Source organism: Mixta mediterraneensis, from assembly GCF_030283135.1.
GTDB classification, from domain to species: Bacteria; Pseudomonadota; Gammaproteobacteria; order Enterobacterales; family Enterobacteriaceae; genus Pantoea; species Pantoea mediterraneensis.
In genome coordinates, this window is record NZ_JASUAZ010000003.1 from 177,093 (window position 1) to 202,315 (window position 25,223).

Here is a 25,223-nt window from a genome sequence, read left to right on the forward strand (position 1 = left end):
AGCGCTACCTGGTAGGCAATACATTGTCCAACTCGCTGTTTACCCCAAATGAAATCAAAGATAACGCTTTCTGAACTTGAACAAATAACATTGCAATAACTTGTCCTGAATCACCGGCACCGGCTGAGGAATCCCCACAAAATTACGCGTGACAAAAGACAGGCATCGGATTTTGTGATCTACTGATTGTGCGACCGTTCAATAAGATCACCATGTACCTGCCCATCAATTATGCCAGAAATCTTTCCGCGATTCCCTCAGGCCTCACCACTAATACCGACAGAATGTCCTGCCGGATGCTACCAACGCGACAGTCAACAGGGCCTCTCTCACTATGCCTGCCGGCGCTCAGGTTATAAACAAAATCAAACGAGTGGACAGGCTTCTGGATAACCAGCAGCTTCAGAAACATGTTTTGGCCCTGTTTAGCAATATTATCGTGATGCTCACACACCCGGTTATCACTGTGCTGTCGCTACCGATGTAAAACTGGCCCACCTGCCGATGTAAATCTGACCCACCTAGGGTAAAAATGGCAGTTTTAAGGCACTGCCAATGATGACATTGGAGACCAGAGTGGAGATTAGTGTTTTACACCGTCAGGGCATGTCGATACGCGCCATCGCGCGCCAGCTTTCATGCTCTCGTGAGACCGTTCGCAGATATATTCGTAGCCCGCTGCCCGTAGCGGATATGCGCTACAAGCCTCGCGCACCCAGACCCTGCAAGCTTGACCCGTTCAAGACCTATATCCTTGAGCGCGTGGCCGCTGCTAGGCCCCTCTGGATACCCGCCAGTGTGCTGCTGCGCGAGATCCGTCAGCGTGGTTACGAGGGTGGTTACAGCATGCTGACCGCTTTCCTGCACCCCATTAAGCAGCCCGTCACTGAAGAGGTAACGCGCTTCGAGACCGAGCCTGGCTTTCAGATGCAAGTTGATTTCACCATCATCAGACTCGGTCATAACCCATTGCTGGCCTTTGTCGCCACGCTGGGCTGGAGCCGCGCGACTTTCGTCAAGTTTTACAGCAACCAGGACTCCGCTGCCTGGTGTGACGGCATTGAGTCTGCGCTCAGGTTCTTCGGCGGGACGCCGCATCAGCTGCTGTTCGACAACGCCAAGGCCATCATCATTGAGCGCGATGTCTACGGCCCCGGTAAGCATCGCTGGAACCCGCAGTTGATGCACGTCGCCGAGAAGTATGCCTTTACTCCCAAGGTCTGCCGACCCTATCGCGCCAAGACCAAGGGTAAGGTTGAGCGGTTTAACCATTACCTCAAGAACAGCTTTATCGTGCCTCTTACCGCGACCTTCCGGCAGGCCGGGCTGGTACTGGATGTACCTGCTGCCAACACACGCATCGGCGAGTGGCTGGTCACCGTCGCGAACACACGAGTGCATGGCACCACAGGCGTACCGCCTGAGCAGCGCATGCCGCGCGAGCGTGCTGCGCTATTGCCGTTACCGAAGGTCACGTTGGCATTGCCTGCACCTGTCCCAGCGCTCAGCCAGCGTCCGGTGCCGACCGAGAGCCTGCAACATCCTCTGGCAACGTACCAGGCCTTGCTCGAGGTGCCAGCATGAACCTTCAACATGATCGTATTGCCGCGCTCTGCGAGCAACTCAAGCTCGACCGCCTGCCGGCAGAGTGGCCGGGTGTGGCACAGGCGACCATCGACAACAGCGGCACGCATGCCGACTTCCTGGAAGCCGTTTTGCAGCTCCAGCATGATGGCCAGAACGAACGGCGTCGCCAGACCATTTTGCGGTTATCAGGCCTGCCGGTGATAAAAACACTGGAGCAGTTCGATTACGCCTATGCCAGTGGCGTTCCACGAAGTCAGATCCAGGAGTTGGCGGGTCTGACATTTATCGAACGTCAGGAGAACGTTGTCCTGCTCGGGCCTTCTGGCGTCGGCAAAACGCACCTGGCGACCGCCATTGGCTATAAGGCCGCGATGGCGGGTTTAAGCATTCGGTTCATTACCGCCGCCGACATGATGCTGCAACTGATGGCGTCACATCGTCAGGGTGACCTGAAGGGCTACCTGAACCGCGTCGTAGGTAAACCTAAGCTGTTGATCATCGACGAAGTGGGATATCTGCCGTTCGGTAAAATGGAGGCGAACCTGTTCTTCCAGGTAGTCGCTAAACGGTATGAGTCAGGCAGCGTGATCCTGACCAGCAACCTGCCGTTTACGCAGTGGTCCGGAACGTTTGGTGATGACGAGACACTGACGGCAGCGATGCTGGATCGGCTGCTTCACCATGCGCATATCGCCCAAATCAGCGGCCAAAGCTATCGACTGAAAGATAAGCTGAAAAGCGGTCAACTCCAGAAGAAAACGAAAGCAACAACGCTCGAATGATTCAAAGGGGGTGGGTCAGTTTTACTTTGGCAGGGTGGGTCAGAATTCGATCGGTATTGACACTGTGCATCATTGCGGTGGGCTGAAGCGGTTATCCGACTCAGTATTTTCACGTACTCCTGGCCAGTCTTATCTGCGATGGACGTTCAGTACCGCCTCTGAGTCAGGTGGTTACGTCAGATATGCAGCAAAATTTCTGCGTTCAGGCTGCATCTCTCAAGGCTGATATTCACCCGTAGCACCGGACAGTGATGTCTGAGGCTGGTCCCTCGTTATGATGCCCGAATTGATTGCAACCGTGGTCGAAGTGTAGTGGTCAACTAAAACTGGCCACGGCTTTAGAGTTTTTCCAGTATCGGTTTTCCGATTCGTTTGGGGGTAACCCACCGTTATAGTCATGCGGCCTTAGCGAGCTGTAATACCCGACGATATAGTCTGTGATCGCATGAGCTGCTTCGCTAAAGTTTATATAGCCTGTCACTGGCACCCACTCGTTTTTCAGACTTCTGAAGAAGCGTTCCATCGGGCTGTTATCCCAGCAGTTTCCGCGTCGGCTCATACTTTGCCTGATTCGGTAACGCCACAATAACTGCCGGAACTGCCTGCTTGTGTAGTGGCTACCCTGGTCACTGTGGAACATCACTCCCGCTGGTTTACCTCGGGTTTCCCACGCCATTTCCAGCGCTTTGATGGTTAGCTTGCTGTCCGGTGAGAATGACATTGCCCAGCCTACCGGTTTCCTGGCGAACAAATCGAGAACAACGGCGAGGTAAGCCCAGCGCCTGCCTGTCCAGATATACGTCACATCGCCGCACCACACCTGATTAGGCTCTGTCACTGCGAACTGTCGCTCAGGGTGATTTGGGATAGCGATGTGTTCATGGCCACCACGTTTATACCGGTGGGTGGGTTGCTGACAACTCACCAGTCCCGGTTCTTTCATAAGCCTGCCGGCAAGCCAGCGTCCCATTCTGAAGCCTCTCAGGGTTGCCATAATGGCGATACTTCTCGCGCCAGCAGAGCCATGGCTAATGTTATGCAGCTCCGGAACCTGACTACGTAATACAGCCCGCTTGCCGTCTGGCTTTTCGGGGCTTTTCATCCAGTATTTGTAGCTGCTGCGATGAACCCCGAACACATGGCAGAGAGTGGCCACAGGATAACGCGCCCTGAGTTTCCCGATTATCGAGAACTGTTCAGGGAGTCTGACATCAAGAGCGCGGTAGCCTTTTTTAATATTTCATTTTCCATTTCAATACGTTGTAGCTTTTTCTTTAGCTGACGTATTTCAATCTGTTCTGGGGTTATAGGGGAGGCTTTAGGTATTTTGCCTTGTTGTTCATCCCGTAACTGCTTTACCCATCGCGTCATGGTAGAAAGTCCCACGTCCATAGCACTGGCCGCAGCTGCAACGGTGTAGTTCTGATCAAGGACCAGTTGAGCGGATTCGCGTTTAAACTCTGCGCTGAAATTTCTTTTTTTCATTGGGACACCTGTATTGTTCGGAGATGAGCATATCACCTCTGTTCAGGTGGCCAAATTCAGTAAACCACTACAAAGCTGCCTGCGCCGAATTCTGGTCTGCATTGCTCAGCACGTTGAAGAGGAGCAGTGTTCCCTGCCAGTGGACACTGGAAACGCTGAAAAATATGTTGAATAAACAAGAAATAACCTGGAAATAGAACCGTCTGTCGTTTAAATAAACGTGACGATGTAAAATTGCTGAAAATCAGCCTTACTGGATAAAATAGAGGCAGGTGCATAGCCTGGTCACTATCGGCGGGTTTACTTTGATGAAGCTGTTTTTGCCGCGTCACCATCAGCGCAGTACAGCTGGAATCCCCAGTGCAGGCTACATCAAACGGAGCCTCAGGGTCTGTATAAACGTTCCGTTTCAAAGGCGCTGCATTACATGGACAACTGCCTGTTTTACCTGGAAGTGACAAGAAGCACCACGCGGGGGCTGGCGTGACTGTTTTTTTGGAAGAGGGGGCGAAACAGGGCGATAACCGTCTGATATTTTAGTTCTGGATAATGCACGTCTCCACCACGGGAGAGATGCAGAAGTGCGAAAGCGTTGGTTAAGCGAGAATAATTTATTTTACTTTACCTTCCGGCTTACGGTTCAGAACAGAATCTGATTGAAATTCTCTGTAAACAGGCCAAACACCACTGGCAAGTTTTTACCAGGATCAGAGGCATAATGAATTCGATTCATTGCTGAATGGTTACGGCAATCAGTTTGCAATTAATCACTCTTGAGCACTGATCTGTATATTAAACTTGTGATGCGCAAAACTCATTTTCGATGTATCGGAAACCCTCTTTTTGTCAGCTAAGTCCGCATCTTGCGTGCCTGCGGTTATGGACTGAGCAGAATCGCTCCTTGCTGTGAAAAACACTTTTCCTGTACAGTCAATGATGACTTACTTAAATTACATTTATGTGAAAAAGCTTTTTGTGGAGAAGGATTTCGTTAACAATGGGATCACGCGACGGCATGGAAGCCAAAACACGGATTGGCCCCAGTAAGGGATTATTCAACGCAGCAGGTTGTTATTATGGAAAAACATATATATGAGTTGCCGATAAAGCTACCCGCAGAGGGCTGCACCTTAGTTTATACGAAAAATGGAAAAGTGAAAGCTGCGGTAGTAAAGCGTCCTGAACAATATTTAGCAACGATAGATGAATTTCTGGAGCTGACGAAAGCAGCATGTTTTCCTGTAGCTCTATCAGCAGAAGAGTAGAGCAACGCCCGGAATAGCGCTATACTACGTTCGCCAGCATGAACAACTGGCAACCCTGAATCAGTACTGTTGTGCCATCAACCCGAGAGGCGAAGATGGCACAGTTAGCATTTATCAAATCGAGCAACACAACACTGATACCGGCATCGCCCGATACCGGCGATTTTTTGCATCATAAAATCAAGATCGGCGCAGTGTTACATGCTGATTTCAAAAAAGTACGCAACCCCAAATTTCACCGTCTTTACTTTTCACTTCTCAATCTGGGCTTCGAATACTGGACACCGACTGGCGGCACAATTTCCCCCGACGAGAAAAGCCTGATCCGTGGTTATTCGAGATACCTGATCAATCTGGTAGCACACGATAGCATCATTCTTGAGTGCGAAACTGATTATCTAAAATCAGTTATGGAGCAGCGGGCTGATCGCGTGACCCTGCTTAAATCCTTTGATGCCTTTCGACGCTGGACGACCATCCAGGCGGGTTATTTCCAACTTTTGCAAATGCCTGATGGCGCAATCATCAAGGAACCCAGGTCGATCTCATTCGCGAACATGGACGATACGGAATTCGCTGAACTCTACAAAGCTACGCTAAACGTGCTCTGGCATTTCATCCTCAACAAAACATTCAGCAATCCGGCTGCGGCAGAGAATGCCGCCAGCCAGTTGCTGAGTTATGCGTGAGGTGGGCTATGGCTGATTTTGGTGGAAGTAACACGCCGGTTGATATTAAGGATTTGTGGCGGACTCCGGCTGAATTATTTGCTGCCATTGACGGAAAATTCAACTTTGTCGGAGATGTTGCTGCCAGTGATGACAATTCTCTTCATAACCGTTATCTGACTAGTGAGGACGATGCTCTATCACTGGAATGGGGTGAACTATTTCCGGCAGGATATGTTTTCTGCAACCCTCCCTATAGCGACATTACACCGTGGGTACAAAAGACCCAGGAAGCCGTAAAAAGTGCCATTGGCGTAGTGATGCTGGTTCCGGCTGATACGTCAGTAGGTTGGTTCCGCATAGCATTAACCGATGTCAGCGAGATCCGGTTTATTACCGGGGGCAGGATTTCTTTTGTCCGCGCTGATACCTGTCAGGTTGTCAATGGCAATAACATGGGGTCGATGTTACTGGTATGGCATCCAGCGGGGCGTGGCGCAGGGATCACAAAATACATTGATCGTGAAGAATTAATACAGCGAGGAAGAGCTTTCCTCGAACAGAAGGCATTGTGTGGGGAAACAGTATGAAAAACGAACCCTGCATGTTCTGCGGCGCACCGTCCACGCTACTTTGTGATGGATACCTTGGCTATCCGCCAAAGACAGAAAACGGCCTGGAATTTATCGATCCTTACCACCCATATACATGCGATGCGCCATTATGCAGCGCTTGCGCTGTGCAGCAGGGGAAAGTGCACATATGTGGCTGGGGCAAAAGGGCCGGATGCCGTATAGAAACAATAGATCATTGCCCTGTTTGCGTTCGTGATCTTCCCCCATACCCGCAGCATACCCGGCGTTTAATTTACTCCCCTGAACAGGCCAAAACCATCCGTGCAGCACATTGGGCGGGGTACAGCAACGAACACCAGAAGCGACTGAAACTTAAACAGGGAGGGGGTCAGCAATGTCTCGATCTGTGAATTTTCGAAAGGAAGCCCGCGGGCGTGAATGTCAGATTCGGATCTCAGGGGTTTGTAACGGCAACCCGGAAACCGTAGTGCTAACCCATTTCAGACTTGCGGGAACGTGCGGTACCGGGATCAAGCCACCAGATGTACAGGCTGCATGGGGCTGTAGCGGGTGCCATGACGAATGTGACCGCCGCACACGCTATATCGATAACGAAACTGCTTGTCTGTTTCATGCCGAGGGCGTGATGCGTACGCAATATATTCTCATCGCTGAGGGAAAACTATGAGGCTTAAATACGCACTGACAATCGCGGCTCCCAAATCAGCCCAAATTGGGGCATATCAGGCCCGATCAACCGGCAACAGCCATTTAACCAAAGTTGATGTGATGACTGCGCTCGGTATGACTCAGGCAAGGCACCGGGGAGGGCTATGTCTGCTGTACGCAAAATATACGAAAGATGCTGATGCCGGTCGCACCGCATTGACCGAACTGACCAAATACGCCCGGACTCAGGCGCGGAAGTATGTTGGAAAAATTCCCGGCAGGCGTGGAGGTATTGCGATTCGCACATTAGCTATGCTGGCGCTGGAAGAGTACTGTCGAACTGCTGACACACCTGGTGCCAAGTGTCGCTGTGGTGGCAGTGGTGAAGTTTGTGATCGGAAAGAAACTGAGCTTACTGGCAAATTGGTTATTATTCCCTGTAAGAAATGCCACGGTACCGGATTAAGGCCAATATCCCAAACACGGGCGCACCACGCTATCGTAGCGCTGATTCCCGGCGTATCAAGAGCAACCTGGTACAGAGTCTGGTCGCGCTTTTACGAAGCGTTACTGGCGTGGTGCTATTCGCAGGAATCAATCGCAGAATCGGAGTATCAGCACATCACCGGGATGTCTGAATTGAATAAAGAAATCATTGCAAAGTGAGACAATTTGCCCTAAATTGACACCCATAGTGGGAGATTAATACTCTCAACACTGCATACATTCTAAAGCCCGCCAAATTTCAGGCGGGTTTTTGCTATCTGAGCCTCGGTGTTTTCCGGGGCTTTATTATTTTTGGATCAAGCTACTACACAGAGGCTTCGCTGCGGCGAGGCCTTTTTTATTTTAACGGAGCCACCCATGCGGAAGGTGGAGATGATCAGAATGGATAAATACAGCTCCCAGCTTTCGTATTGGGTTGCGTCAATCCTGACCGCTGCTGGAGCATTGACGTTACAGGATTGGGCTGTGCTGGTGGGGATTATCGTTGCGATAGGCACCTTTGGCGTCAACTGGTACTACAAACGCAAACTGGTTAATAAGTTAACGGCGGTTGGCTATGACAAAGAGCGGGCGAAAGCCGCTTACCGTGCGATGAACGAATGAGGATGTTATGTCAGCAAAAATAAAAACGGGTATTGCTGGTGGCATTTGTTCAGTGGCGATAATCATCGGCCTGGTACTGGATAATGGTCATGTTCGCACCAATCAGCGGGGGCTGGAGCTTATCGGTAATGCTGAGGGTTGTCGGCGAGATCCATATAACTGTCCAGCCGGTATTCTGACCGATGGTATTGGCAATACGTATGGTGTAAAGCCCGGCAACCGCAAAACAGATGAGCAGATCGCCGCCGATTGGGAGAAAAATATTCTTGATGCCGAGCAGTGCGTAAATCGTTATGCCAACGGTGCCAACTTACCGGATAACACCTTTTCTTCTGCGGTAGAAATCACCTTGAACGTTGGTTGTCCGACGATGCAGAAATCCACCATGTTCCGTTTATTCCGACAGGGGGAGTTGGTTGCAGCGTGTAATGAGCTACCGCGCTGGGTTTATGCCAATGGAACAAAATTAAACGGACTGGTTACTCGCCGTGCTGAATCGAAAGCTCTTTGCATGGATGGTCTGAAATGAGTATCGCGTCCAGATGGAAAAATATTGCGACAGGGCTGACGGTAGCCGGAATTATTGTTTTGGCGGCGATAGTGTCTCACTACCGCAATAATTACTACCAGGCGCTAAACAAGCAGCGTGAGTTTACACAACTGGCAGAGTCCAGGCGGGACACAATCAATAACATGCAACGTCAGCAACGCGAAGTTGCAGATCTTGATGCTAAATACACCAGGGAATTGACCAATGCCAGACTTGAAAATGATCGTCTTCGTGACGATGTTGCCGCTGGTCGTCGCCAGCTGCGCATCAAAGGCACCTGTAAGCTGTCTGAAACCACCGCCAGTTCCGGCATGGGTAATGGAAGCGCCATCGAAGTCAGCAGAGAAACTGGACAGGCTGTTCTCGATATCCGATCAGGAATAATAAGTGATCAGACGAAATTACGCTTTCTGCGGAATTACGTCAGTACACAATGTCATTAATAATTATCAGCGTGCCGTTGATAAAACCGTGGCTTTATATTCATAAAGCTAATTTCATACGAGTAATATGGAGAATAATTAAATGAATTCAAATGATTCAGCTTGGATGAGTAATAATATTTCTGATGTCGGGAATAAAACACTCAGAGAAATTTGTATGCCAGGAACACATGATGCTGGCATGGGGGTCTTTACCTCAGGAACACCTTTTGCTTCCCCCTGTAATACAGTGACTCAAAAAAAACTCGTTGCAGGTCAGTTACAGCTTGGCTCACGATATTTTGATATCCGACCGGTTGTCAGTGGTGGAAAGTTTTTCACCGGTCATTATACAGAAATTGACGCTGGTTTGATCACAAGCTGGCAGGGAGCAAATGGACAATCCATTGAGTCAGTTATTAACGATATCAATGAGTATACGAAGGAAAATGCAGAACTGATTATTTTGCACTTATCTCATGACCTTGACACTGACGTTGGTAATAGCAAATATTCCCCGTTTTCTCAGGAGCAATGGGGCGATTTGCTCAGTTATATGAAAAGTAATATTGCTCATCTGAAATCAGTTGCAGGTGATGATCTTACCAAACTGACACTCAATGATTATATTAGCGATGGAAATGCCGCAGTCATTATTGTGGTGGAACCTTCAGGAGAGAATATAAAAATTGATGAATTCATTGGTAAAGGGTTTTATCCTGCCACCCGTTTTCCTGTATACAATTCCTACTCAGACACAAATGATCTGGATGCAATGATAAAAGATCAGCTGGAGAAGATGCGTAAAGAAAAAACTTCACCAGAAAGTAGTTATTTTTTGCTGTCCTGGACACTGACTCAGTCAGCCAGTCAGGTTACTACTTGCGCGACAGGGTTAGGGAAAAGCATCCTGGATCTTGCTGGAGACGCAAATGCTGCGCTGAACGAAAATTTGCTCCCAGCGTGTGACAAAAACTGCTTTCCAAATATTGTATATATTGATGCTATTAACGATGAAAGCAATGTTATTGACCTGGTGATGAAAATTAATAACGGCCAGGAAACAGAAACAGAAAGTAGCGAAATTAAGCCTCAGGAAATAAACTTTACTACAGAAGATGGTACAGTTTTGCCAGCTCTGCTCGGTTATGTGAAAGGCTCTAAACCTGGTCGGCTCATTATTTTCTGCCATGGACATACGGAAAATATGCATGTATTTGACAAATATATCCCGGAGTTCACCGATGTTAATACTATGACGCTGGCTGTTACTTATCGTAATGATGATAAATTTCCTGTACTGGCCGGTGCGAAGGATGTGATTTATGCATCAACAGCTATTCTGAAGGACTACCCCAGCGTTGAAAAAATTTACCTTTACAGTGCTTCTATGGGAGGTGCTATTGCAGGCACGGCGATTGGTGAGAGTAAACATTATACGCTACCTGGCAACAAACGATTCGAATACTGGGTCAGTGCATCCGGTGTGACGAATTTGATTGAGCTTTATGCTGAAGCTGCATTATTTGTGCCGGGTACGCGGGAGGAAATTGAAGAAGATGCAGGTGGCACTCCTGTTGAAAAAAATCAGGAATATGTTCGGCGATCTCCGGCTCTGCGTGCTGAGGACCTTAAAGCTGCAGGCCTGAAGCATGTCGAAGTTATCCACGCAAAGTATGACGGTATTGTACTTTATAATCAGGCTGAGGAATTAGTTTCAGCACTGGAAAAAAATAATGTAGATGTTGAATTGACAACGCTTAAGTGTTTTAAAGGCGATGGTAGCGCTGGTGCGACGATATACAGCGATGTTCTTTTACCTGACAATGTGGCCTGCCTCCTTAGTGGTTGTTCAATCAGTAGTGAGAAGGTTGCGGGCCATGTAAATACGGGAGACATTAATAATCCATCATCCAGTGCCGGGAGAGAAGCACTAAAAAAATTATTACTAGCGTAATAAGTATACCTTTCAGTCTACTCCTGTTTAATATTCTTTCTATAGTGCAGACAAGTAAATTAAATGTAAGTTAATTTACTAATAACATGATAAATATTTCAGCTAATTGAAGTGTGTGCTTCATTTTTAATTTATTTAAAAGGTAAATATATGTCTGATTTTTCATTGGAAAAACCACCTGTTGTGCTTGTTCATGGGCGAAATACTGATTCCGGTGTGTGGGGGGAGTTAAATCAATTCCTGATAAATAACGGTTATTCTGAAAATATGTTATTTGGATGGAATTATGACACCACGCAGTCAACCAATGAAGTCCTCTCTGCTAAGTTCAAAGAGTATGTCAAAGGTGTGCTTCAGCAAACCGGCGAAAAAAAAGTTGATATTGTCGCCCATTCTCTGGGGTCACTTCCCAGCCGCTGGTATATTAAGTTTGATGGTGGTAAAGATATCGTGCGTAACTGGATTTCGTTAGCTGGACCAAATCACGGAACAGCTCTCGGCTATCTGTGTGCTATATGGGACCAGGGATGTAAAGATATGACTCCAGATTCCTGGGTTATATCACACCTGAATGAGGATACAGAAACACCTGCCCCAACGAAGTACACAACCATCTGGTCTCCGGGAGATGAGCAGATTTCTCCTCCTACAAGCACGAAGCTTTCCGGTGCAGATAATATTGAGGTTTCTTCAATGAAGCACAATGACTTACTGAGCTCACAGGAAGTATTCGAGCATATATTATCCACGTTAGGCTCTGGCAATTAACTGCCATTTTGACAGGCAGTGGTCAGCTAAAACTGGCCACTGCCTGACGATAATTGCTGAGGCGGGAGAAACAACAGGACAGTGATTGATGAGCAAGCCGGATGAGAAAGCAATCGAGCGTGATTTCTGTGCTGGTGTGCTTTCCCTCCAGGCTGTGGCGGATAAGTACGGAATCACGATAAAAGCCCTGTGCTATATGGCCGGTAAAAAGGGCTGGATAAGGGCAAAAGGGGCAGGGACAAAAGCGGGGCAAAAAAACGGGGCAAAAAAAGTTATGCCCAAAAAAAAATCAGCTCCAAAACAATCACAGAATATGGGTGAACGGTCGCCTAAAAGGGAACAGGTTTCAACCGCTGGAATAATGCACCATGACGATATCGATCTGGCGCTGGATCCTGATGAGTTCGGATTAACCGAGAAAGAAGCGCTCTTTGCCTGGGGTTGTGTCAAGACCAACAGCAGGATAGGGGGATACCGATTTGCCGGTTACCGCGACAACAAAAAAACGGCCTATGTCGAAGCGAGTCGTCTGTATAGAAAACCCAATATTGCCTGCGCTATCCGCGAACTAAAAAACCGGATAAGAAAGCGCTACACCGCTGACCTGGATGAAATTGTCGATCAGTTAGTGTCGATCACCAAAGCCGACCCTAACGCACTGACGCAATATCGCCGTCTTAACTGTCGTTACTGCTGGGGTGAGAACCATTTGTACCAGTGGCGGGATATTCAGGAATTCGACTGTGCGGCTGAAAAAAACATGAAGGATGGAAAGGCCGAACCAGAGTATGGCGGGCTGGGCTTCATCGAGAATGCTGACCCTAACCCTGATTGTCCAAGATGCTACGGCGAAGGAAGCGGCGATATTTTCATTTCTGACACCCGTGATCTTGATGGGCCAGACCGTCACTTCCTGCTTGGTGTGAAGCAAACCAAAAACGGCATAGAAGTGATCACCGAAGATAAAAAAGCGGCGCGGCAAATGCTTATTCAGTTGATCACCAAACTTGATTTGAACAACCAGGACGACAATACCCCGAAAGGGCTGGAAGATTTTTATGCCGACCTTGGAAAAGCCAAGCCTCAATCCGGCACTGAAGCCGTTCTGGACGACGAAAGCGAGGAATAAGGTTCTTTACGGTGGCCGCACTTCTTCTAAATCCTGGGATGCTGCCGGGTTTGCTATATTTCTGGCGGATAATTACCGTCTGCGTTTCCTGTGTACTCGCCAAATCCAGAATAAAATCGAAGAATCGGTTTATGCACTGCTGAAAATTCAGATAGAGCGTTTTGGCTTACGCCACCGCTTTCGCGTCCTTGAGAATAAAATCATCAATCGCTTTACGGGCAGTGAGTTTATTTTCTATGGCCTGTGGCGACATATTGGCGAAATAAAGTCGCTGGAATCGGTAGACGTGCTCTGGAACGAAGAGGCCCACGCTATGACGCCTGCACAATGGGAGGTGTTAGAGCCGACCATTCGTAAAGAGGGATCAGAGTGCTGGTTTATTTTTAACCCCGGACTAGTAACAGATTTTGTCTGGCGACATTTCGTGGTTAATCCACCGGAAGATACGCTGGTACGAAAAATTAATTTCGACGAAAACCCCTTTCTCAGCGAAACGATTAAAAAGGTTATCGCCGCAGCTAAGGCGCGTGATGAAGATGCCTTTGAACATGTGTATCTCGGTGTGCTCCGCATGGATGATGATGCGGCGGTGATCAAACTGTCGTGGATTGAGGCCGCGATTGATGCGCACAAGGTGCTGGGCTTTGCGCCAGCCGGTAAGCACCGTGTTGGTTTCGATATTGCTGATGATGGTGCTGATAAGTGTGCCAACGTGTACGCGCATGGCTCAGTGGCATTGTGGGCTGATGAGTGGAAAGGGAAGGAAGACGAATTATTAAAAAGCTGCTCCAGAACCTGGCAGGTGGCGAGAAAATACGATTCGGAAATTACTTACGATAGCATTGGTGTTGGTGCCAGTGCCGGAGCAAAGTTTGCTGAGTTGAATACTGAACATAAAGCGAAAGTTATTTATCATAAATTTAACGCAGGTGATGCGGTGCATGAACCGGATCGTGAGTATCAGACAAAGATAAAGAACAAAGACTTTTTTTCTAATTTGAAAGCGCAATCCTGGTGGCTGGTGGCTGACCGTTTCCGCAATACTTACAATGCGGTGAATGCAGTTAAGCGGGGCGAGAAAGGCGAAAGCTTTACTGATGATGAATTGATCAGTATTTCCTCTGATTGCCCTTTTCTTGAGCAGCTTAAATTTGAGTTGTCAACGCCAAAGCGTGATTTTGATAATAACGGACGTGTGAAGGTAGAAAGCAAAAAAGATTTGGCGAAGCGTGATGTGCCATCTCCGAATATTGCCGATGCTTTTATAGAGGCGTTTGCGCCAGTGAAGCGTGGCGGATTCTTTACAACCAAGAGGTAACTATGTGGCCGTTTAAGAGGCGTAAAAATCAGGTAGCGCCGGTTAAACGGTCGGCGTTCACTACTCAGCTTTACCCCGCACTGGCGCGTTCGGAGGGATTTAACGGTCTGGACTTACCGCAACCTGTTATTAGCGGTGTGGCGATGGACTCCATCGATGGTTCCGTGCCTGCATTCAAAGGTGGGAATGTTTATGGTGTTCCCGAAGCACAGGCCATGTGGTACGCCAGTCAGGGCTTTATCGGCAACAACATGTGCGCGGTGATAGCCAAACACTGGCTGGTGGATAAGGCGTGTAATATGCCCGCACGTGATGCTATCCGGCAGGGCTATGACCTGGACTGCGACGATAAAGATGTCGCTAAATTGCTCATAAAACGCAGCAAAAAATACCGCATCAATCAGGCGATGAAAGAGTTGATCCATTTTGGTCGCGTATATGGTGGTCGTCTGGCGCTGTTTGTCGTTGAGACTTCAAACCCCAAAGAGCGGTATGAAAACCCCTTTAACATCGATGGTGTGGTCAGAGGAAGTTACAAGGGTATCAAGCAGATCGACCCGCAGTGGGTGACGCCTGAACTGTACTAGCTCAGACCTGATCTGACAGTTACCGGTTATTTATACAGGTGTCTGTCAGATTAAATCTGGTTCAGATTCTTTTCTGCCCAGACCCGTTTTCCATCAAGTAACGTGGCCATTGGCGTACGCCCGCAGCACATTTTCCCCTGATGAGTTCGCTCATTATTGTAATGCCACAACCAGTTGTCCAGATCCATTTGCAGGCTCTCCAGGTCTGCATATAGCTTCTTGCGGAACGTAACCTGATAAAACTCCTGCAAAATGGTTTTATGGAAGCGCTCGCAGATACCGTTCGTCTGCGGGGACATCGCTTTCGTTTTCGTATGGTCGATATCGTTGATGGCCAGATACAGCTGATAATCATGTTGCTCTACTTTACCGCAGTACTCTGTGCCCCTGTCGGTCAGTATTCTCAGCATCGGCAGCCCCTGAGCCTCATAGAACGGCAGTACCCGATCATTAAGCAGGTCGGCTGCAGTGATCGGCGTTTTACTCGTATACAGCTTGCAGTGAGCCATTTTCGAGTACGTATCCACGAACGTCTGCTGGTAGATGCGGCCAACGCCTTTCAGATTCCCAACGTAGAAGGTGTCCTGCGACCCCAGATAACCCGGGTGAGCCGTTTCGATTTCACCGCAGGCTTCGTCATCGTGCACCTTCTTCTCCAGTGCGGCGATTTGAGCATCGGTAAGCACAATGCCTTCTCTGGCGACCTTTTCCGTAAGCGCCTTCAGCCGCTTACGGAAGTTCTCCAGGTCATGTCGTTGCCAGATGGAGCGCACGCCGCTGCCGGAGATAAACACGCCTTTTTTACGCAGCTCATTACTGGTCCGGTGCTGACCGTGGGCCGGGAACTCAACGGCGTACTCAACAACCGCCCGTTCAGTGGCTTCATCGGCCCGATTCTTCAGGTTGGGTACCCGACGGTTTTGATTAACCAGCGCGTCAATGCCGCCTTCTTCAGCTAGCTCCTGGTAGCGGTAGAATGTGTCGCGTGACACCCCCATGATTTTACAGGCTTTTGATACGTTACCGAGTTCTTCGGCCAGATTGAGCAGGCCGGCTTTGTGTTTGATGATGGGATTGTTAGTATGAAGCATGAGAGTTACCTCGTGTTTTGTATAAGGATTAGACACCCATATCAAAACCGGTAACTCTCAACCTTTCAAGGTCCAGTGTCAGATCAAGTCGCGACTAATACACCTGAACTGACGGAGGCCAATCTGCAAGATCCGGCAGGGCTGGATTTTTACGAACCCACGTATTACGTGATTGCCGGTCGCCGGTACCATAAATCGCATTTTGTTAAATTCGTGCCCTTCCCGGTACCGAATGTACTCAAGCCTACCTACAACTATTTTGGCGTATCCGTGCCTGAGCGCATCTACGAGCGCGTTTACGCCTCAGAGCGTACAGCTAACGAAGCCCCTGAACTGGCGATGACCAAGCGTTTGTTGACGATGGGTATCAGCGATCTGGAAAGCGCAGATAAAGCGACCGTCAGCGAGAATATGGCCTATTTCATTGAAATGCGTGACAACTACGGCGTTCACGTTACCGGAAGTCAGGATACCGTGCAGCAGTTTGATACCTCACTGGCCGATCTCGATGCCACCATTATGACGCAATATCAACTGGTCGCGGCGGGTGCGAATGTTCCGGCCACAAAACTTCTTGGCACTACACCGAAAGGTTTTAACGCCACGGGGGAGTACGAGGAAGCCAGCTATCGCGAGGAACTGGAGAGTATTCAGTCGAACGACCTTGAAGAACTGTTACAGCGCCATTTCGATATGTTGTTGCGTAGCGCGGGCCTGCCTGTTGTTGAGGTCAGTATCAACTGGAAACCGCTGGATAGCCCGACCGCAGCAGAATATGCCGATATTGAACTGAAGCAGGCACAAACAGCCTCTGCATATGCTACAGCCGGAGCCATTGACGGCTACGACATTCGTAAAAAGTTGGCGGCGGATAAAGAGTCGAGTTACTACGGGCTGGACATGACCGATGAAGAAGAAAATCAGATTCCGGGACAAACGGGCGCAATGGGCGGCATCTCGTCAGGCGGTAATGAAGGGGAAACCGCTGGCTTATCCAGCCGCCCCGGCAACGCGCTACAGCCAGGCTATGTCGCAACTGGTGCGCCAGATGATAGCTGACTATCAGGCAACCTTTACCCAACTGAATGACGACGTTGCGCCGGTTGGTATGGATGCCAGCGTTGCCAGCCAGACCCGTATCTGGCTGAACCGCCTGAAACGTAAATGGGACGGTATTTTCAACAAAAAAGCGGCAGAAATAGCGGATAAGTTTGTTTCCCAGACCGATCTGGCCGCGCAACGCAACCTGGACGATTCACTAAAAACGCTATCCGGGGGGGTGACAATAAAAACGCCTGATATGCCGGGTGAGATGAAAGAACGTCTAACCGCTGCCACCGCAGAGAACGTCGCGCTGATTAAAACCATTCCTGAACAGTTTCATCGCAGGATTGAAGGCGCTGCGCTGCGATCCGTCAGCCACCCAGGCGAGGGAGCCAAAACCCTTCTCGATGAAATCAGGCAAACCGGCACGGTGACAGAAAAACGGGCGCAGTTTATCGCTGTGGATCAGAGCCGGAAAATCACCACAGCATCTAACTATGAGCGGATGAAATCAGCCGGTATCCGTAAAGCGGTCTGGCAACACTCAGCTGGTAGCGCTGAACCCAGAGAACTGCATCTCAGGTTAGACGGCCAGACGTTCGATCTGGATAACCCTCCTGTTATTGATGAAAAAACCGGTCAGCGTGGCCTACCCGGTACGTTACCCAACTGCAAATGCTTCTGGACGCCGGTTGTAGATTTTGGTGACACCTCATGAACGAAACTAAACGAACGTATGACCTCAATGGCTGGCTGGAAGTAAAAGACAACCCCCTCTCAAAAGTTGGAGTTTTTGATTATCTGGGGGCTGAGATTAATGCCCCTGACCCCGGCCGTATCTATCGTGTCTATCGGCCGGAGGAGGAGCTACGTAGCATCGATACGATTAACTCTTTCCGGCTGATGCCCTTCATTGATGAGCACGAAATGCTGGGTAAAGACGCCACCCCTGCTGAGAAAAAAGGGATACAGGGCGTCATTGGTGAAAATATCTGGTTCGATTACCCCTACTTACGGGGAAACATCAAAATTCTGTCCGACTCCGCACTGAGCAATATCAGCAGCGGGAAAATAGATTTATCGCCCGGCTATCGATGCCGCTATGACTTCACCCCTGGCAATTTCAACGGTCAGCCCTATGACGCTGTTCAGCGGCATATCAGAGCAAACCACCTTGCGCTGGTGGATGAGGGGCGAACCGGCCCCGATGTCTCCGTGCAGGATCACGTTATAACCATAGATACCAAGGAACTCATTCGCATGAATCCAGATGATGACAAAAACAAGCCCACAACTGATGACGGTGGTTTTACCCCCGAACAGGTTGAGCAAATCAAACAGATTGTTGTGGCAGCGCTGGCGGCGGGTAAGCCAACTACGGACGATCCCGATCCGACTGCACCCGCAGACCCTGCTGACCCCGTTGATCCGGCAGCAGCAGCCGAAGGGGCAGCAGCGGCAGAAGAAGGCGCGGAGGCGGCGGTAGAAGCGGCGGAGGCAGCATCGGAGGCAGCAGAAACCGGGGAGCCTACCGCTATCGAAAACGCTGAAACGGCTATCGAGTCGGCAGAATCGGCTATCGAGGAGGCGAAAGAGCATCTCGACCAGGCTACTACTGACAGTCTCAGTCGTCGGCTTAAACGCCTGCGCAGAAGTATTGGCACGGTTGACACCATCGCCGCGCTGAAACGCAAGGTGGCAAAGCTGGAGAAAAGTAAACCGACAATGGATACCGGTGCGTTGCTGAAACAAATCGGTGCCCGTGATGAACTGGCGCGGAAGTTAACGCCATTTGTTGGTGTGTTCGATCATGCGCCCATGACGGCGCAACAGGTCGCTGAATATGGCGTTGAAAAGCTGGGTATCCAGTGTGGTAAAGGCACTGAGGCTATTGCGCTTGATGCGTGGATGCAGGGGCGAGTACCGGATTCTCAAAAGCCGTCTGTTGCGATGGATAAGGCTGTCAGCAACCAGTCAATTTTAGATAAATGGGGCGATAAATAATGGCAATTCCGAAATCTATAGCAAACGGCATGATCTCCGGCGTAGTCGGTGAAGTCAGCCACTTTGGCCCACTTCGCGCCACCAGTGCCGTTCTGGACTCAGCCGATGAAAAAAAGAATCTTTTTGGTCTGGCCTATACCTACAAAGACGCCAGTGTTGAATCTGTGCAGCCAGGCGGTAATGGGGCGTTTGCGGGGATCATGATTAACCCGAAAGCGTATCGTATCGAGACAGAATATGCCCGCAACGGGACTCAGGGTGAGTTTCTCACTATGGGGGAGGTATACGTCGAAGTTACCGAATCCGCTGGCGCAATTAACATGCCGGTGGTGTTTAACGCTGATGGTGAACTGACCGCTAAAGCCACACTGGACGCCGGGGACAAAGCGATTGGCTTTGTATCACGCCACGTTGGTTCTGCTGAAACACCCCATCTCTGTCTTGTTCGCCTGACCGAGATCCCGTACCCAACCCCTGCACCAACTGGAGATGCCTGATATGGCTCTGAGCAAAGAAAAATTTTATATGTCGGGCCGCGAGATCCGCAGACGCGGGCCGCTGAATATTAAGCCCAATCAGAAGTGGACATACAATGAGCTGGGGCAACTTGGCTTTGGTGGTCTGGCGGCGATGGACTCCGCGTTAACCGGCCCAGCGGTAAGCGGTGGTCTTATTCATCGTGAAATGCTGCAACATGTTTTACCGGGTCTTATCCGCACGGCGACCCGTGTTCGTGTTCTGGATGAAATTACCGGGGTAATGAACGCGGGTGAGTGGCACGATGAAGAGTTCATCCTGAACGTGGCAATGCCGGTAGGCAAACCAGAACTGTACGGTGACCACACCAATATCCCGCTGGCTTCCTATGCGCAGGCTCAGGAACGTCGCGGCATTGTGCGTTTTGAGCAAGGTTTCCAGGTCGGTAAGCTGGAGGAGGCTCGACAGTCGGCGGCGGGTTTCGAGGCGGCAGCAGAAAAACGCGTTGCTGCTACTGAGTCACTGGAGCAGGGGCGTGAACGAGTCGGCTATCAGGGTTTTAACAGCCCGACTACCCGTGTTTTTGGGTTGTTAAACGATCCGAACCTCCCGGCTTATGAAACTGCAACCAAGCCCTGGCTGACGGCCACGTTCGACGAGATTACGAAGGACATTACCGATATGTTCTCACGTCTCGAAACGAACTCTGGTGGCATTATCCGCGACGATATGCCTATCACGCTGACGCTTCCGCTGGGGTTCCGTTCGGCGTTAGGTAAAGCGAACCCGGTCGCCAAAGGTGAAACCGTCAAAGAGTGGATCAACAACAACTATCCCAATATGCGGCAGGTCTTTTCACCCGAATTCAAAGGTGCGAATGGCGGGGCAAATATTGCCTATATGTTTGCCGATAGCGTGGATGATGGTTCTACCGCAACCAGTGCAACAATTTTGCAGGTTGTGCCGGTGAAATACCAGTTGCTGGGGTCTGAGAATCAGATCAAGGGCTATCTGGAAGATGCCACCAATGCCACTGCTGGTGTCATTGTCACCCGCCCCTGGGCGATCACCCGCCTGACCGGTCTTTGATAACAGCCCTCAATTGAGGGCTTAATCTTTAAGGATTCCCCATGTCTATCTACGTTTATTCCACGCTTTCCAGTGATCAAAATTACGCACTGGAAGCGGGTGGAGCGGTATTTATTGCCGGAAAAGCCAATATCATGACCAGGCAAATGTACACCCCGCGTGGTCGTGTTACCGATATTACCGACGAGCAGTACGTCCTGCTTAGAAAGAACCATGTTTTTCAGCTACATGAAAAAAATGGGTTTATCGCGGTTGAAGAAATAAAAGCCGATCCCGAAAAAGTGGCGACGAATATGGAAGCCAGCGACCTGTCAGCGCCAGATACGCCTGAATCTCTTGAAGCCGAAAATAAAGAGGTTCCGAAAAACAACAAAAAAGGTAAATGATTATGGATGCTGGCACCTTTCCCCTCGAAGCGTTTCGTGTTCTTTACCCGCAGTTTAACGATGTGCCTGCTGATGACCTTTTTATTATTGCAAAATCAGCAACCTGTTATTTCTCGGAATGTCAGGGGATCTGCACCAGTGAACTGTGGATGCTGGTGGTTGCACATATGTTGATGCTGCGCCAGATGGCGGCTAAAGGAGAATCCCCTTCTGGGGCGGTGACCAGCGCCACGATCGATAAAGTGAGCGTATCATTTGCTGCCCCGCCGACGAGTTCAAACTGGTCACACTGGTACAATCTGACGCCATTCGGCCAGCAATATCTGGCGTTGATTAAACGCTGTAGTGTACCGCGCTATATCGGTGGCATGGGAGAACGTGCCGCCTTTCGTAGCGTGGGTGGCCGGTTTCCGATGCGCGGGAGGCTAAGACGATGAGTAATTTTGCCAGGCTGAAAGCGGTCTACGATGAACTGAACAAAAAGCAGTTGAAGATCGGATTTTTTGAGCACAGTAAATACCCTGACGGTACGCCGATTGCTTATGTCGCGGCCATTCAGGAACTTGGGTATCCGGCTGGCGGCATCCCGCCCCGGCCTTTCCTGCGTCCAGCAATGGCAGAGAATGCCGCTGGTTACAAAAATCTCATCTCGCAAGCCGTTAATGCTTCTGTTGCAGGCAGTATTGCGCTTAACGATGGGTTGAATCAGATCGGAGCCAAAGCTGCGGGGGATGTAAAGAATGCCATCCGTACCCTGACAACGCCTCCGCTGGATACATCCACCATCCGGGGCAGAGCCAGAATACGCAGCAAAAGTAAAGCCTCAACAAAACCGCTGGTAGATACCGGACAGATGTTGCAGGCGGTCACTTATACAGTGGAGGACAAATAATGTTTGGCAATCTCTACAACGTGGCCGCACGGGTGATCCCACAGCAGACGGCCCTCTGGTATCGGTTTAACTCGCGCACGTTAGACGACCTTGGCAAATGGGTAGTACAGTACCATCCGCCCGAACCGGTCACGGGTAGCTGGCAGGCGGTGGATACACAGGATGTACAGGAGATGGGGCTGGTGACCGGCAAAGTTTATCGGCGGCTCTACACTTCGCACGATATTCACGCCATCCAGCGGGGGGATGCACCGGATTATCTGATGTTCAACGGCAAGCGCTATGACGTCACCGGTGATGCAGACTGGTACGCGCAGGACGGCTGGAAGTCTGTTCTTTGCATTGAGGCACTATGACGGATAACGAAGTTTATATCGCCATCCGGCACCAGATGCTGGCGCAAATGAATAATGCAGGGCTTTCGATACCTGTTGTTGCCGGTTTTCAGTCAACGAAGCAGGGGAGGGAGGATAGCTTTGTTATGTTCTTTCCCATCAACGAGGCAGGCCACGGATGGCAGGCGCGAAACTATCATGTCGCTGGCACGGATGCGAATCACAAAGAAATTCAGTTGGTGGAAAAAACGTTGCAGGTTCAGGGGCTGGTATCAGATGCCAGTGAACTTACAGCGACCGACCTGACTGCCACGGTTCGAATGATAGTGAACTCACTCCCTTTTGTTGACGCGCTAAAAAAACAGGGTGTGGGGGTACAACGTGCTTCTGGCATTCGAACGCCTTATTTTATCAATGACAAGGGGGATTATGAACAGAACCCCTCTTTTGATTTTAACGTCACATTCCACCGCGAAATATTCCCAAACACCACAGCAGTAAAAGCGCTTTATCCTGATATTCACCGCATTTAATTAAGGTTTCACCATGCCAATCAAACAAACACGCTATGTCAGCATTGCGAGTGCGGTCATTGGCGCGTCTGCTGTACCGATGCGCAAACTGACGGGCCGCATATTCTCTCAAAACGCAAAAATTCCATCCGGTGATGTGCTGGAATTCGCCAGCGGTCAGATTGATGAGTTTCTGGGGGCCAGCTCTCCCGAAGCGAATTTTGCCCGGCAATATTTCAGCTATACCAGCCCGGCCCCCGTCAATAAGCCCCGAGAATTGCAGGTAGCATCCTACGTATCAACCGGTCGGGCACCGACGCTTTCGGGAGGTGATGCGGCCAGTCTGGATGAGTTGAAGGCGATCACTACCGGAACACTCACGGTAACTATCGGTAATATTCGTAAAGAACTCACTGAAATCGATCTTTCTAAGGCCAAGTCCTACGCTGATGTTGCCTCGACCGTACAGCAAAAGCTAAATGCTGAATCTGAACCAGCGTTCGCTTCTGCCAGAGTGACTTTTATCGCTATCAGCGGCACGTTTGAACTCGGTGGCGGGGTACCGGAGCGAGCAAACATCAACGTTGAGTCTTCCGCTCTTGCGGATGCGATGGGGTTATCTCGCGGACAAGCCTTGCCCGGAAATACCGCACAAACTCCGCTAGAAGCCTTTATGGCGGCAGAGAAAATCTCGGATTCATTCGGCAGTGCGACTTTTATCGACCCACTGACGCTCGAACAGGCCGTTGTCCTTGCTCAGTATGTGGCAGGCGAGAACGTGAAATATCAGCTACATCTGAATATTTCCGCAACGGATGCGGAGGCTTTTAGCGCGGCGTTGATAGGTACAGCGTCAACGGCGCTGAATCTTAAAACCGAGGATAATTTTTATGCTCAGGCGTTACCGATGGCGGTTATGGCGGCAACAGACTATGACCGTACAAACGCCACCACCAACTATATGTTTCGTCAGTTTGGCGTGACGTTCCCGGCACAGGTAACCGCCGATCTGGATGCCGACAACCTGGATAAGTTGCGCGTCAACTATTACGGCGAAACGGCGGTGGCGGGTTCAAATATTGCGTTTTACCAGCGTGGTTTCCTGTGCGGGCCGGGTACCGCACCGCTGGACATGAGCGTTCATGCCAATGAGCAATGGTTAAAAGCATACATTGCACAGCAATGGTTTTCTTTATTGCTGGCGACGCGCGGCGTACCTGCAAACCGCGATGGTGAGGCCAGGGCAATGATGATTATCGCCGGAGCCGTGACCAAAGCAGTGAATAACGGCACCATCCTCCCCGGCAAAACGCTCTCGGATGTACAGAAACTCGCGGTGGCTGATGCGTCTGGTGACGATTTAGCGTGGCACGATATTCAGGACAAGGGCTACTGGTACAACGCGCAGATTGTTGAAAGTACCGGGCCATCTGGCTTGCCGGAATACGTGATGAAATACGTACTGATTTACGGTAAAGGCGACTGGGTACGTAAGGTCGAAGGCTCGCACAACCTGGTATAAGGACTAAATGATGAATGATGTATCTGCAACTGGCCTCAGCCTGTTGGTTCAGGCCAGTACAACCTTTCCGGCAGGAATACTGATAACGGCTTTCGCCGATGATGCTGACCCGTTCGATCTGCCCGCTGTCGATATCGCCCAGACCGGCATGGATATCAATGGCAATCTGGTGTCCTGGTCAACCCCAACCCCGCAGGCTGTGACGATAAATGTGCTACCGGGGAGTGAAGAAGATCAGAATCTGGCGATCCTGCTGGAGGCCAATACGGCGAAACGTGGCCGCAGACACGCCGGAGATATTATTACGCTCGTGGCGTCCTACGGTGACGGCGCGACCACTACCGCGCGAAACGGGAAAATCACCAACGGTAGTCGGGGTAACTCCGCTGCCAGCGGTGGGCGTCTTAAATCAAAGGCTTATACCTTTGTGTTCCAGGACTTTGACAGTACGCGCGTTCGTTAACTATCAGGCGGGAACATCCCGCCTTTTTTATTGGGGCCATTATGCTCATTAAGCCGAAAGTTATTGAAATTAAAGATGTTGATGGTGAGATGCATACCTTTGTGATCAGCCGTCTGCCCGCCACGTTGGGGCGTGAAATCCTGGCAAAATATCCGCTGTCGAACGCACCTAAAATTGGCGACTACGAAATCAGTAAAGAAGCCATGCTGAAAATGATGGCTCATGTGGCAGTCGTGCGGGATGGTGCAGAAATTTGCCTGAAAACCCAGACGCTGATTGATAACCATGTACCGGACGGTGAAGCGCTGATCCGCCTTGAACTGGAGATGCTGAGGTACAACACCAGTTTTTTCGGCAACGCCGGGAGCAAAGGTTTCCTGCCTTTCCTGCCTTACCTGCTGGGCAAAATCAGCGATTCACTCCCGTCGATTATAAAAATGCTGATGGATTCTTTGCAGTCATCATCTCAGAAAAACTCGCCAGCTTCACAGAACTCAAAACCTCAATAGATCTGGAAGAGGCGATGGACTTGTGGG

The 25,223-nt window shown here is 50.0% G+C and carries 28 protein-coding genes and 3 pseudogenes; 29 read left to right on the forward strand and 2 right to left on the reverse strand.

The annotated features are described in order from the left end of the window. The first annotated feature begins 555 nt into the window (after positions 1–555). From istA to QRY16_RS03995, 3 genes and pseudogenes are all read left to right on the forward strand, one after another. Positions 556–1,584, forward strand: coding sequence for an IS21 family transposase (gene istA, locus QRY16_RS03985; RefSeq protein ID WP_193403243.1), 1,029 nt, complete (start codon positions 556–558; stop codon positions 1,582–1,584). Then, positions 1,581–2,369: an IS21-like element helper ATPase IstB gene (istB, locus tag QRY16_RS03990; protein WP_193403211.1), complete on the forward strand. Its 789-nt coding sequence runs from the start codon at positions 1,581–1,583 to the stop codon at positions 2,367–2,369. The genes istA and istB overlap by 4 nt, the downstream gene beginning before the upstream one ends. 56 nt (positions 2,370–2,425) lie before the next feature. Then, positions 2,426–2,575 (forward strand): annotated as a pseudogene (locus QRY16_RS03995) (IS4 family transposase); the annotation flags it as partial. A gap of 110 nt (positions 2,576–2,685) precedes the next feature. Here the strand turns inward: QRY16_RS03995 and QRY16_RS04000 are convergent. Further along, positions 2,686–3,854 (reverse strand): IS3 family transposase gene (locus QRY16_RS04000; RefSeq protein WP_289775720.1). Its coding sequence is split into 2 segments (ribosomal slippage): positions 2,686–3,605 and positions 3,605–3,854, totalling 1,170 coding nucleotides; the frame shifts between segments, so codons are not numbered across the junction. 1,076 nt (positions 3,855–4,930) lie between these two features. Here QRY16_RS04000 and QRY16_RS04005 point away from each other — a divergent pair. The 13 genes and pseudogenes from QRY16_RS04005 to QRY16_RS04065 all read left to right on the forward strand — a co-directional run. Then, positions 4,931–5,119: a hypothetical protein gene (locus tag QRY16_RS04005; RefSeq protein ID WP_289775721.1), complete on the forward strand. Its 189-nt coding sequence runs from the start codon at positions 4,931–4,933 to the stop codon at positions 5,117–5,119. A 95-nt stretch (positions 5,120–5,214) separates the two neighbouring features. Next, on the forward strand, positions 5,215–5,808 hold the full coding sequence (locus QRY16_RS04010; protein ID WP_289775722.1) for a DUF1367 family protein: 594 nt from the start codon (positions 5,215–5,217) through the stop codon (positions 5,806–5,808). An 8-nt stretch (positions 5,809–5,816) separates the two neighbouring features. After that, positions 5,817–6,377, forward strand: coding sequence for a phage N-6-adenine-methyltransferase (locus QRY16_RS04015; protein WP_289775723.1), 561 nt, complete (start codon positions 5,817–5,819; stop codon positions 6,375–6,377). A 379-nt stretch (positions 6,378–6,756) separates the two neighbouring features. After that, positions 6,757–7,050, forward strand: a complete 294-nt coding sequence (locus QRY16_RS04020; RefSeq protein WP_289775724.1) for a DUF1364 domain-containing protein — start codon at positions 6,757–6,759, stop codon at positions 7,048–7,050. After that, positions 7,047–7,697, forward strand: coding sequence for an antitermination protein Q (locus QRY16_RS04025; RefSeq protein ID WP_289775725.1), 651 nt, complete (start codon positions 7,047–7,049; stop codon positions 7,695–7,697). The genes QRY16_RS04020 and QRY16_RS04025 overlap by 4 nt, the downstream gene beginning before the upstream one ends. A 198-nt stretch (positions 7,698–7,895) precedes the next feature. Continuing rightward, positions 7,896–8,141, forward strand: a complete 246-nt coding sequence (locus QRY16_RS04030; protein WP_419776107.1) for an HP1 family phage holin — start codon at positions 7,896–7,898, stop codon at positions 8,139–8,141. 7 nt (positions 8,142–8,148) lie between these two features. Continuing rightward, the gene (locus QRY16_RS04035; protein WP_289775726.1) at positions 8,149–8,670 is read left to right on the forward strand and encodes a lysozyme; all 522 of its coding nucleotides are present in this window, start codon (positions 8,149–8,151) and stop codon (positions 8,668–8,670) included. Further along, a complete protein-coding gene (locus QRY16_RS04040) occupies positions 8,667–9,134 on the forward strand; it encodes a lysis protein (protein ID WP_289775727.1) in 468 nt (155 codons plus the stop codon). The genes QRY16_RS04035 and QRY16_RS04040 overlap by 4 nt, the downstream gene beginning before the upstream one ends. An 82-nt stretch (positions 9,135–9,216) precedes the next feature. Next, positions 9,217–11,070 carry a prolyl oligopeptidase family serine peptidase gene (locus QRY16_RS04045; RefSeq protein ID WP_289775728.1) on the forward strand — a complete coding sequence of 618 codons (1,854 nt, stop codon included), beginning with the start codon at positions 9,217–9,219 and terminating at the stop codon, positions 11,068–11,070. Positions 11,071–11,220: 150 nt separating this feature from the next. Then, positions 11,221–11,838: an esterase/lipase family protein gene (locus tag QRY16_RS04050; protein ID WP_289775729.1), complete on the forward strand. Its 618-nt coding sequence runs from the start codon at positions 11,221–11,223 to the stop codon at positions 11,836–11,838. An 88-nt stretch (positions 11,839–11,926) separates the two neighbouring features. Further along, positions 11,927–12,967: a terminase small subunit gene (locus QRY16_RS04055; RefSeq protein ID WP_289775730.1), complete on the forward strand. Its 1,041-nt coding sequence runs from the start codon at positions 11,927–11,929 to the stop codon at positions 12,965–12,967. Next, on the forward strand, positions 12,897–14,285 hold the full coding sequence (locus QRY16_RS04060) for a PBSX family phage terminase large subunit (RefSeq protein WP_289775731.1): 1,389 nt from the start codon (positions 12,897–12,899) through the stop codon (positions 14,283–14,285). Before QRY16_RS04055 ends, QRY16_RS04060 begins: the two co-directional genes overlap by 71 nt. A gap of 2 nt (positions 14,286–14,287) precedes the next feature. After that, a pseudogene (locus QRY16_RS04065) lies at positions 14,288–14,866 on the forward strand (anti-CBASS protein Acb1 family protein); the annotation flags it as partial. A 56-nt stretch (positions 14,867–14,922) separates the two neighbouring features. Here the strand turns inward: QRY16_RS04065 and QRY16_RS04070 are convergent. Continuing rightward, positions 14,923–15,963 carry an IS481 family transposase gene (locus QRY16_RS04070; protein ID WP_193403339.1) on the reverse strand — a complete coding sequence of 347 codons (1,041 nt, stop codon included), beginning with the start codon at positions 15,961–15,963 and terminating at the stop codon, positions 14,923–14,925. Between the two features lie 99 nt (positions 15,964–16,062). Here QRY16_RS04070 and QRY16_RS04075 point away from each other — a divergent pair. The 13 genes and pseudogenes from QRY16_RS04075 to QRY16_RS04135 form a co-directional block, all read left to right on the forward strand. After that, positions 16,063–17,022 (forward strand): annotated as a pseudogene (locus QRY16_RS04075) (phage portal protein); the annotation flags it as partial. Further along, positions 17,012–17,725: a phage head morphogenesis protein gene (locus QRY16_RS04080; protein ID WP_309249239.1), complete on the forward strand. Its 714-nt coding sequence runs from the start codon at positions 17,012–17,014 to the stop codon at positions 17,723–17,725. The pseudogene QRY16_RS04075 and the gene QRY16_RS04080, both read left to right, overlap by 11 nt. Beyond that, positions 17,722–19,011, forward strand: coding sequence for a DUF2213 domain-containing protein (locus QRY16_RS04085; RefSeq protein WP_289775733.1), 1,290 nt, complete (start codon positions 17,722–17,724; stop codon positions 19,009–19,011). The genes QRY16_RS04080 and QRY16_RS04085 overlap by 4 nt, the downstream gene beginning before the upstream one ends. Next, entirely contained in the window at positions 19,011–19,508 is a 498-nt protein-coding gene (locus tag QRY16_RS04090) for a structural cement protein Gp24 (protein WP_289775734.1), read from the forward strand. Before QRY16_RS04085 ends, QRY16_RS04090 begins: the two co-directional genes overlap by 1 nt. Position 19,509: 1 nt before the next feature. Then, positions 19,510–20,577, forward strand: coding sequence for a major capsid family protein (locus QRY16_RS04095; protein WP_289775735.1), 1,068 nt, complete (start codon positions 19,510–19,512; stop codon positions 20,575–20,577). 41 nt (positions 20,578–20,618) lie between these two features. Next, on the forward strand, positions 20,619–20,963 hold the full coding sequence (locus tag QRY16_RS04100) for a hypothetical protein (RefSeq protein WP_289775736.1): 345 nt from the start codon (positions 20,619–20,621) through the stop codon (positions 20,961–20,963). After that, positions 20,960–21,400: a DUF4054 domain-containing protein gene (locus QRY16_RS04105; protein ID WP_160620766.1), complete on the forward strand. Its 441-nt coding sequence runs from the start codon at positions 20,960–20,962 to the stop codon at positions 21,398–21,400. Before QRY16_RS04100 ends, QRY16_RS04105 begins: the two co-directional genes overlap by 4 nt. Further along, complete coding sequence (locus tag QRY16_RS04110; protein WP_289775737.1) at positions 21,397–21,855, forward strand: hypothetical protein; 459 nt, start codon at positions 21,397–21,399, stop codon at positions 21,853–21,855. Before QRY16_RS04105 ends, QRY16_RS04110 begins: the two co-directional genes overlap by 4 nt. Further along, positions 21,855–22,211, forward strand: coding sequence for a phage collar protein (locus tag QRY16_RS04115; RefSeq protein WP_289775738.1), 357 nt, complete (start codon positions 21,855–21,857; stop codon positions 22,209–22,211). Before QRY16_RS04110 ends, QRY16_RS04115 begins: the two co-directional genes overlap by 1 nt. Beyond that, complete coding sequence (locus QRY16_RS04120) at positions 22,208–22,723, forward strand: phage gateway protein (protein ID WP_289775739.1); 516 nt, start codon at positions 22,208–22,210, stop codon at positions 22,721–22,723. The genes QRY16_RS04115 and QRY16_RS04120 overlap by 4 nt, the downstream gene beginning before the upstream one ends. 13 nt (positions 22,724–22,736) lie before the next feature. Next, positions 22,737–24,224, forward strand: coding sequence for a DUF3383 domain-containing protein (locus QRY16_RS04125; protein WP_289775740.1), 1,488 nt, complete (start codon positions 22,737–22,739; stop codon positions 24,222–24,224). Between the two features lie 10 nt (positions 24,225–24,234). Further along, positions 24,235–24,687 (forward strand): phage tail fiber protein, encoded by a 453-nt coding sequence (locus tag QRY16_RS04130; RefSeq protein ID WP_289775754.1) that lies wholly within the window; start codon positions 24,235–24,237, stop codon positions 24,685–24,687. Positions 24,688–24,728: 41 nt separating this feature from the next. Next, positions 24,729–25,196, forward strand: coding sequence for a hypothetical protein (locus QRY16_RS04135; protein WP_289775741.1), 468 nt, complete (start codon positions 24,729–24,731; stop codon positions 25,194–25,196). Positions 25,197–25,223: the final 27 nt, after the last annotated feature.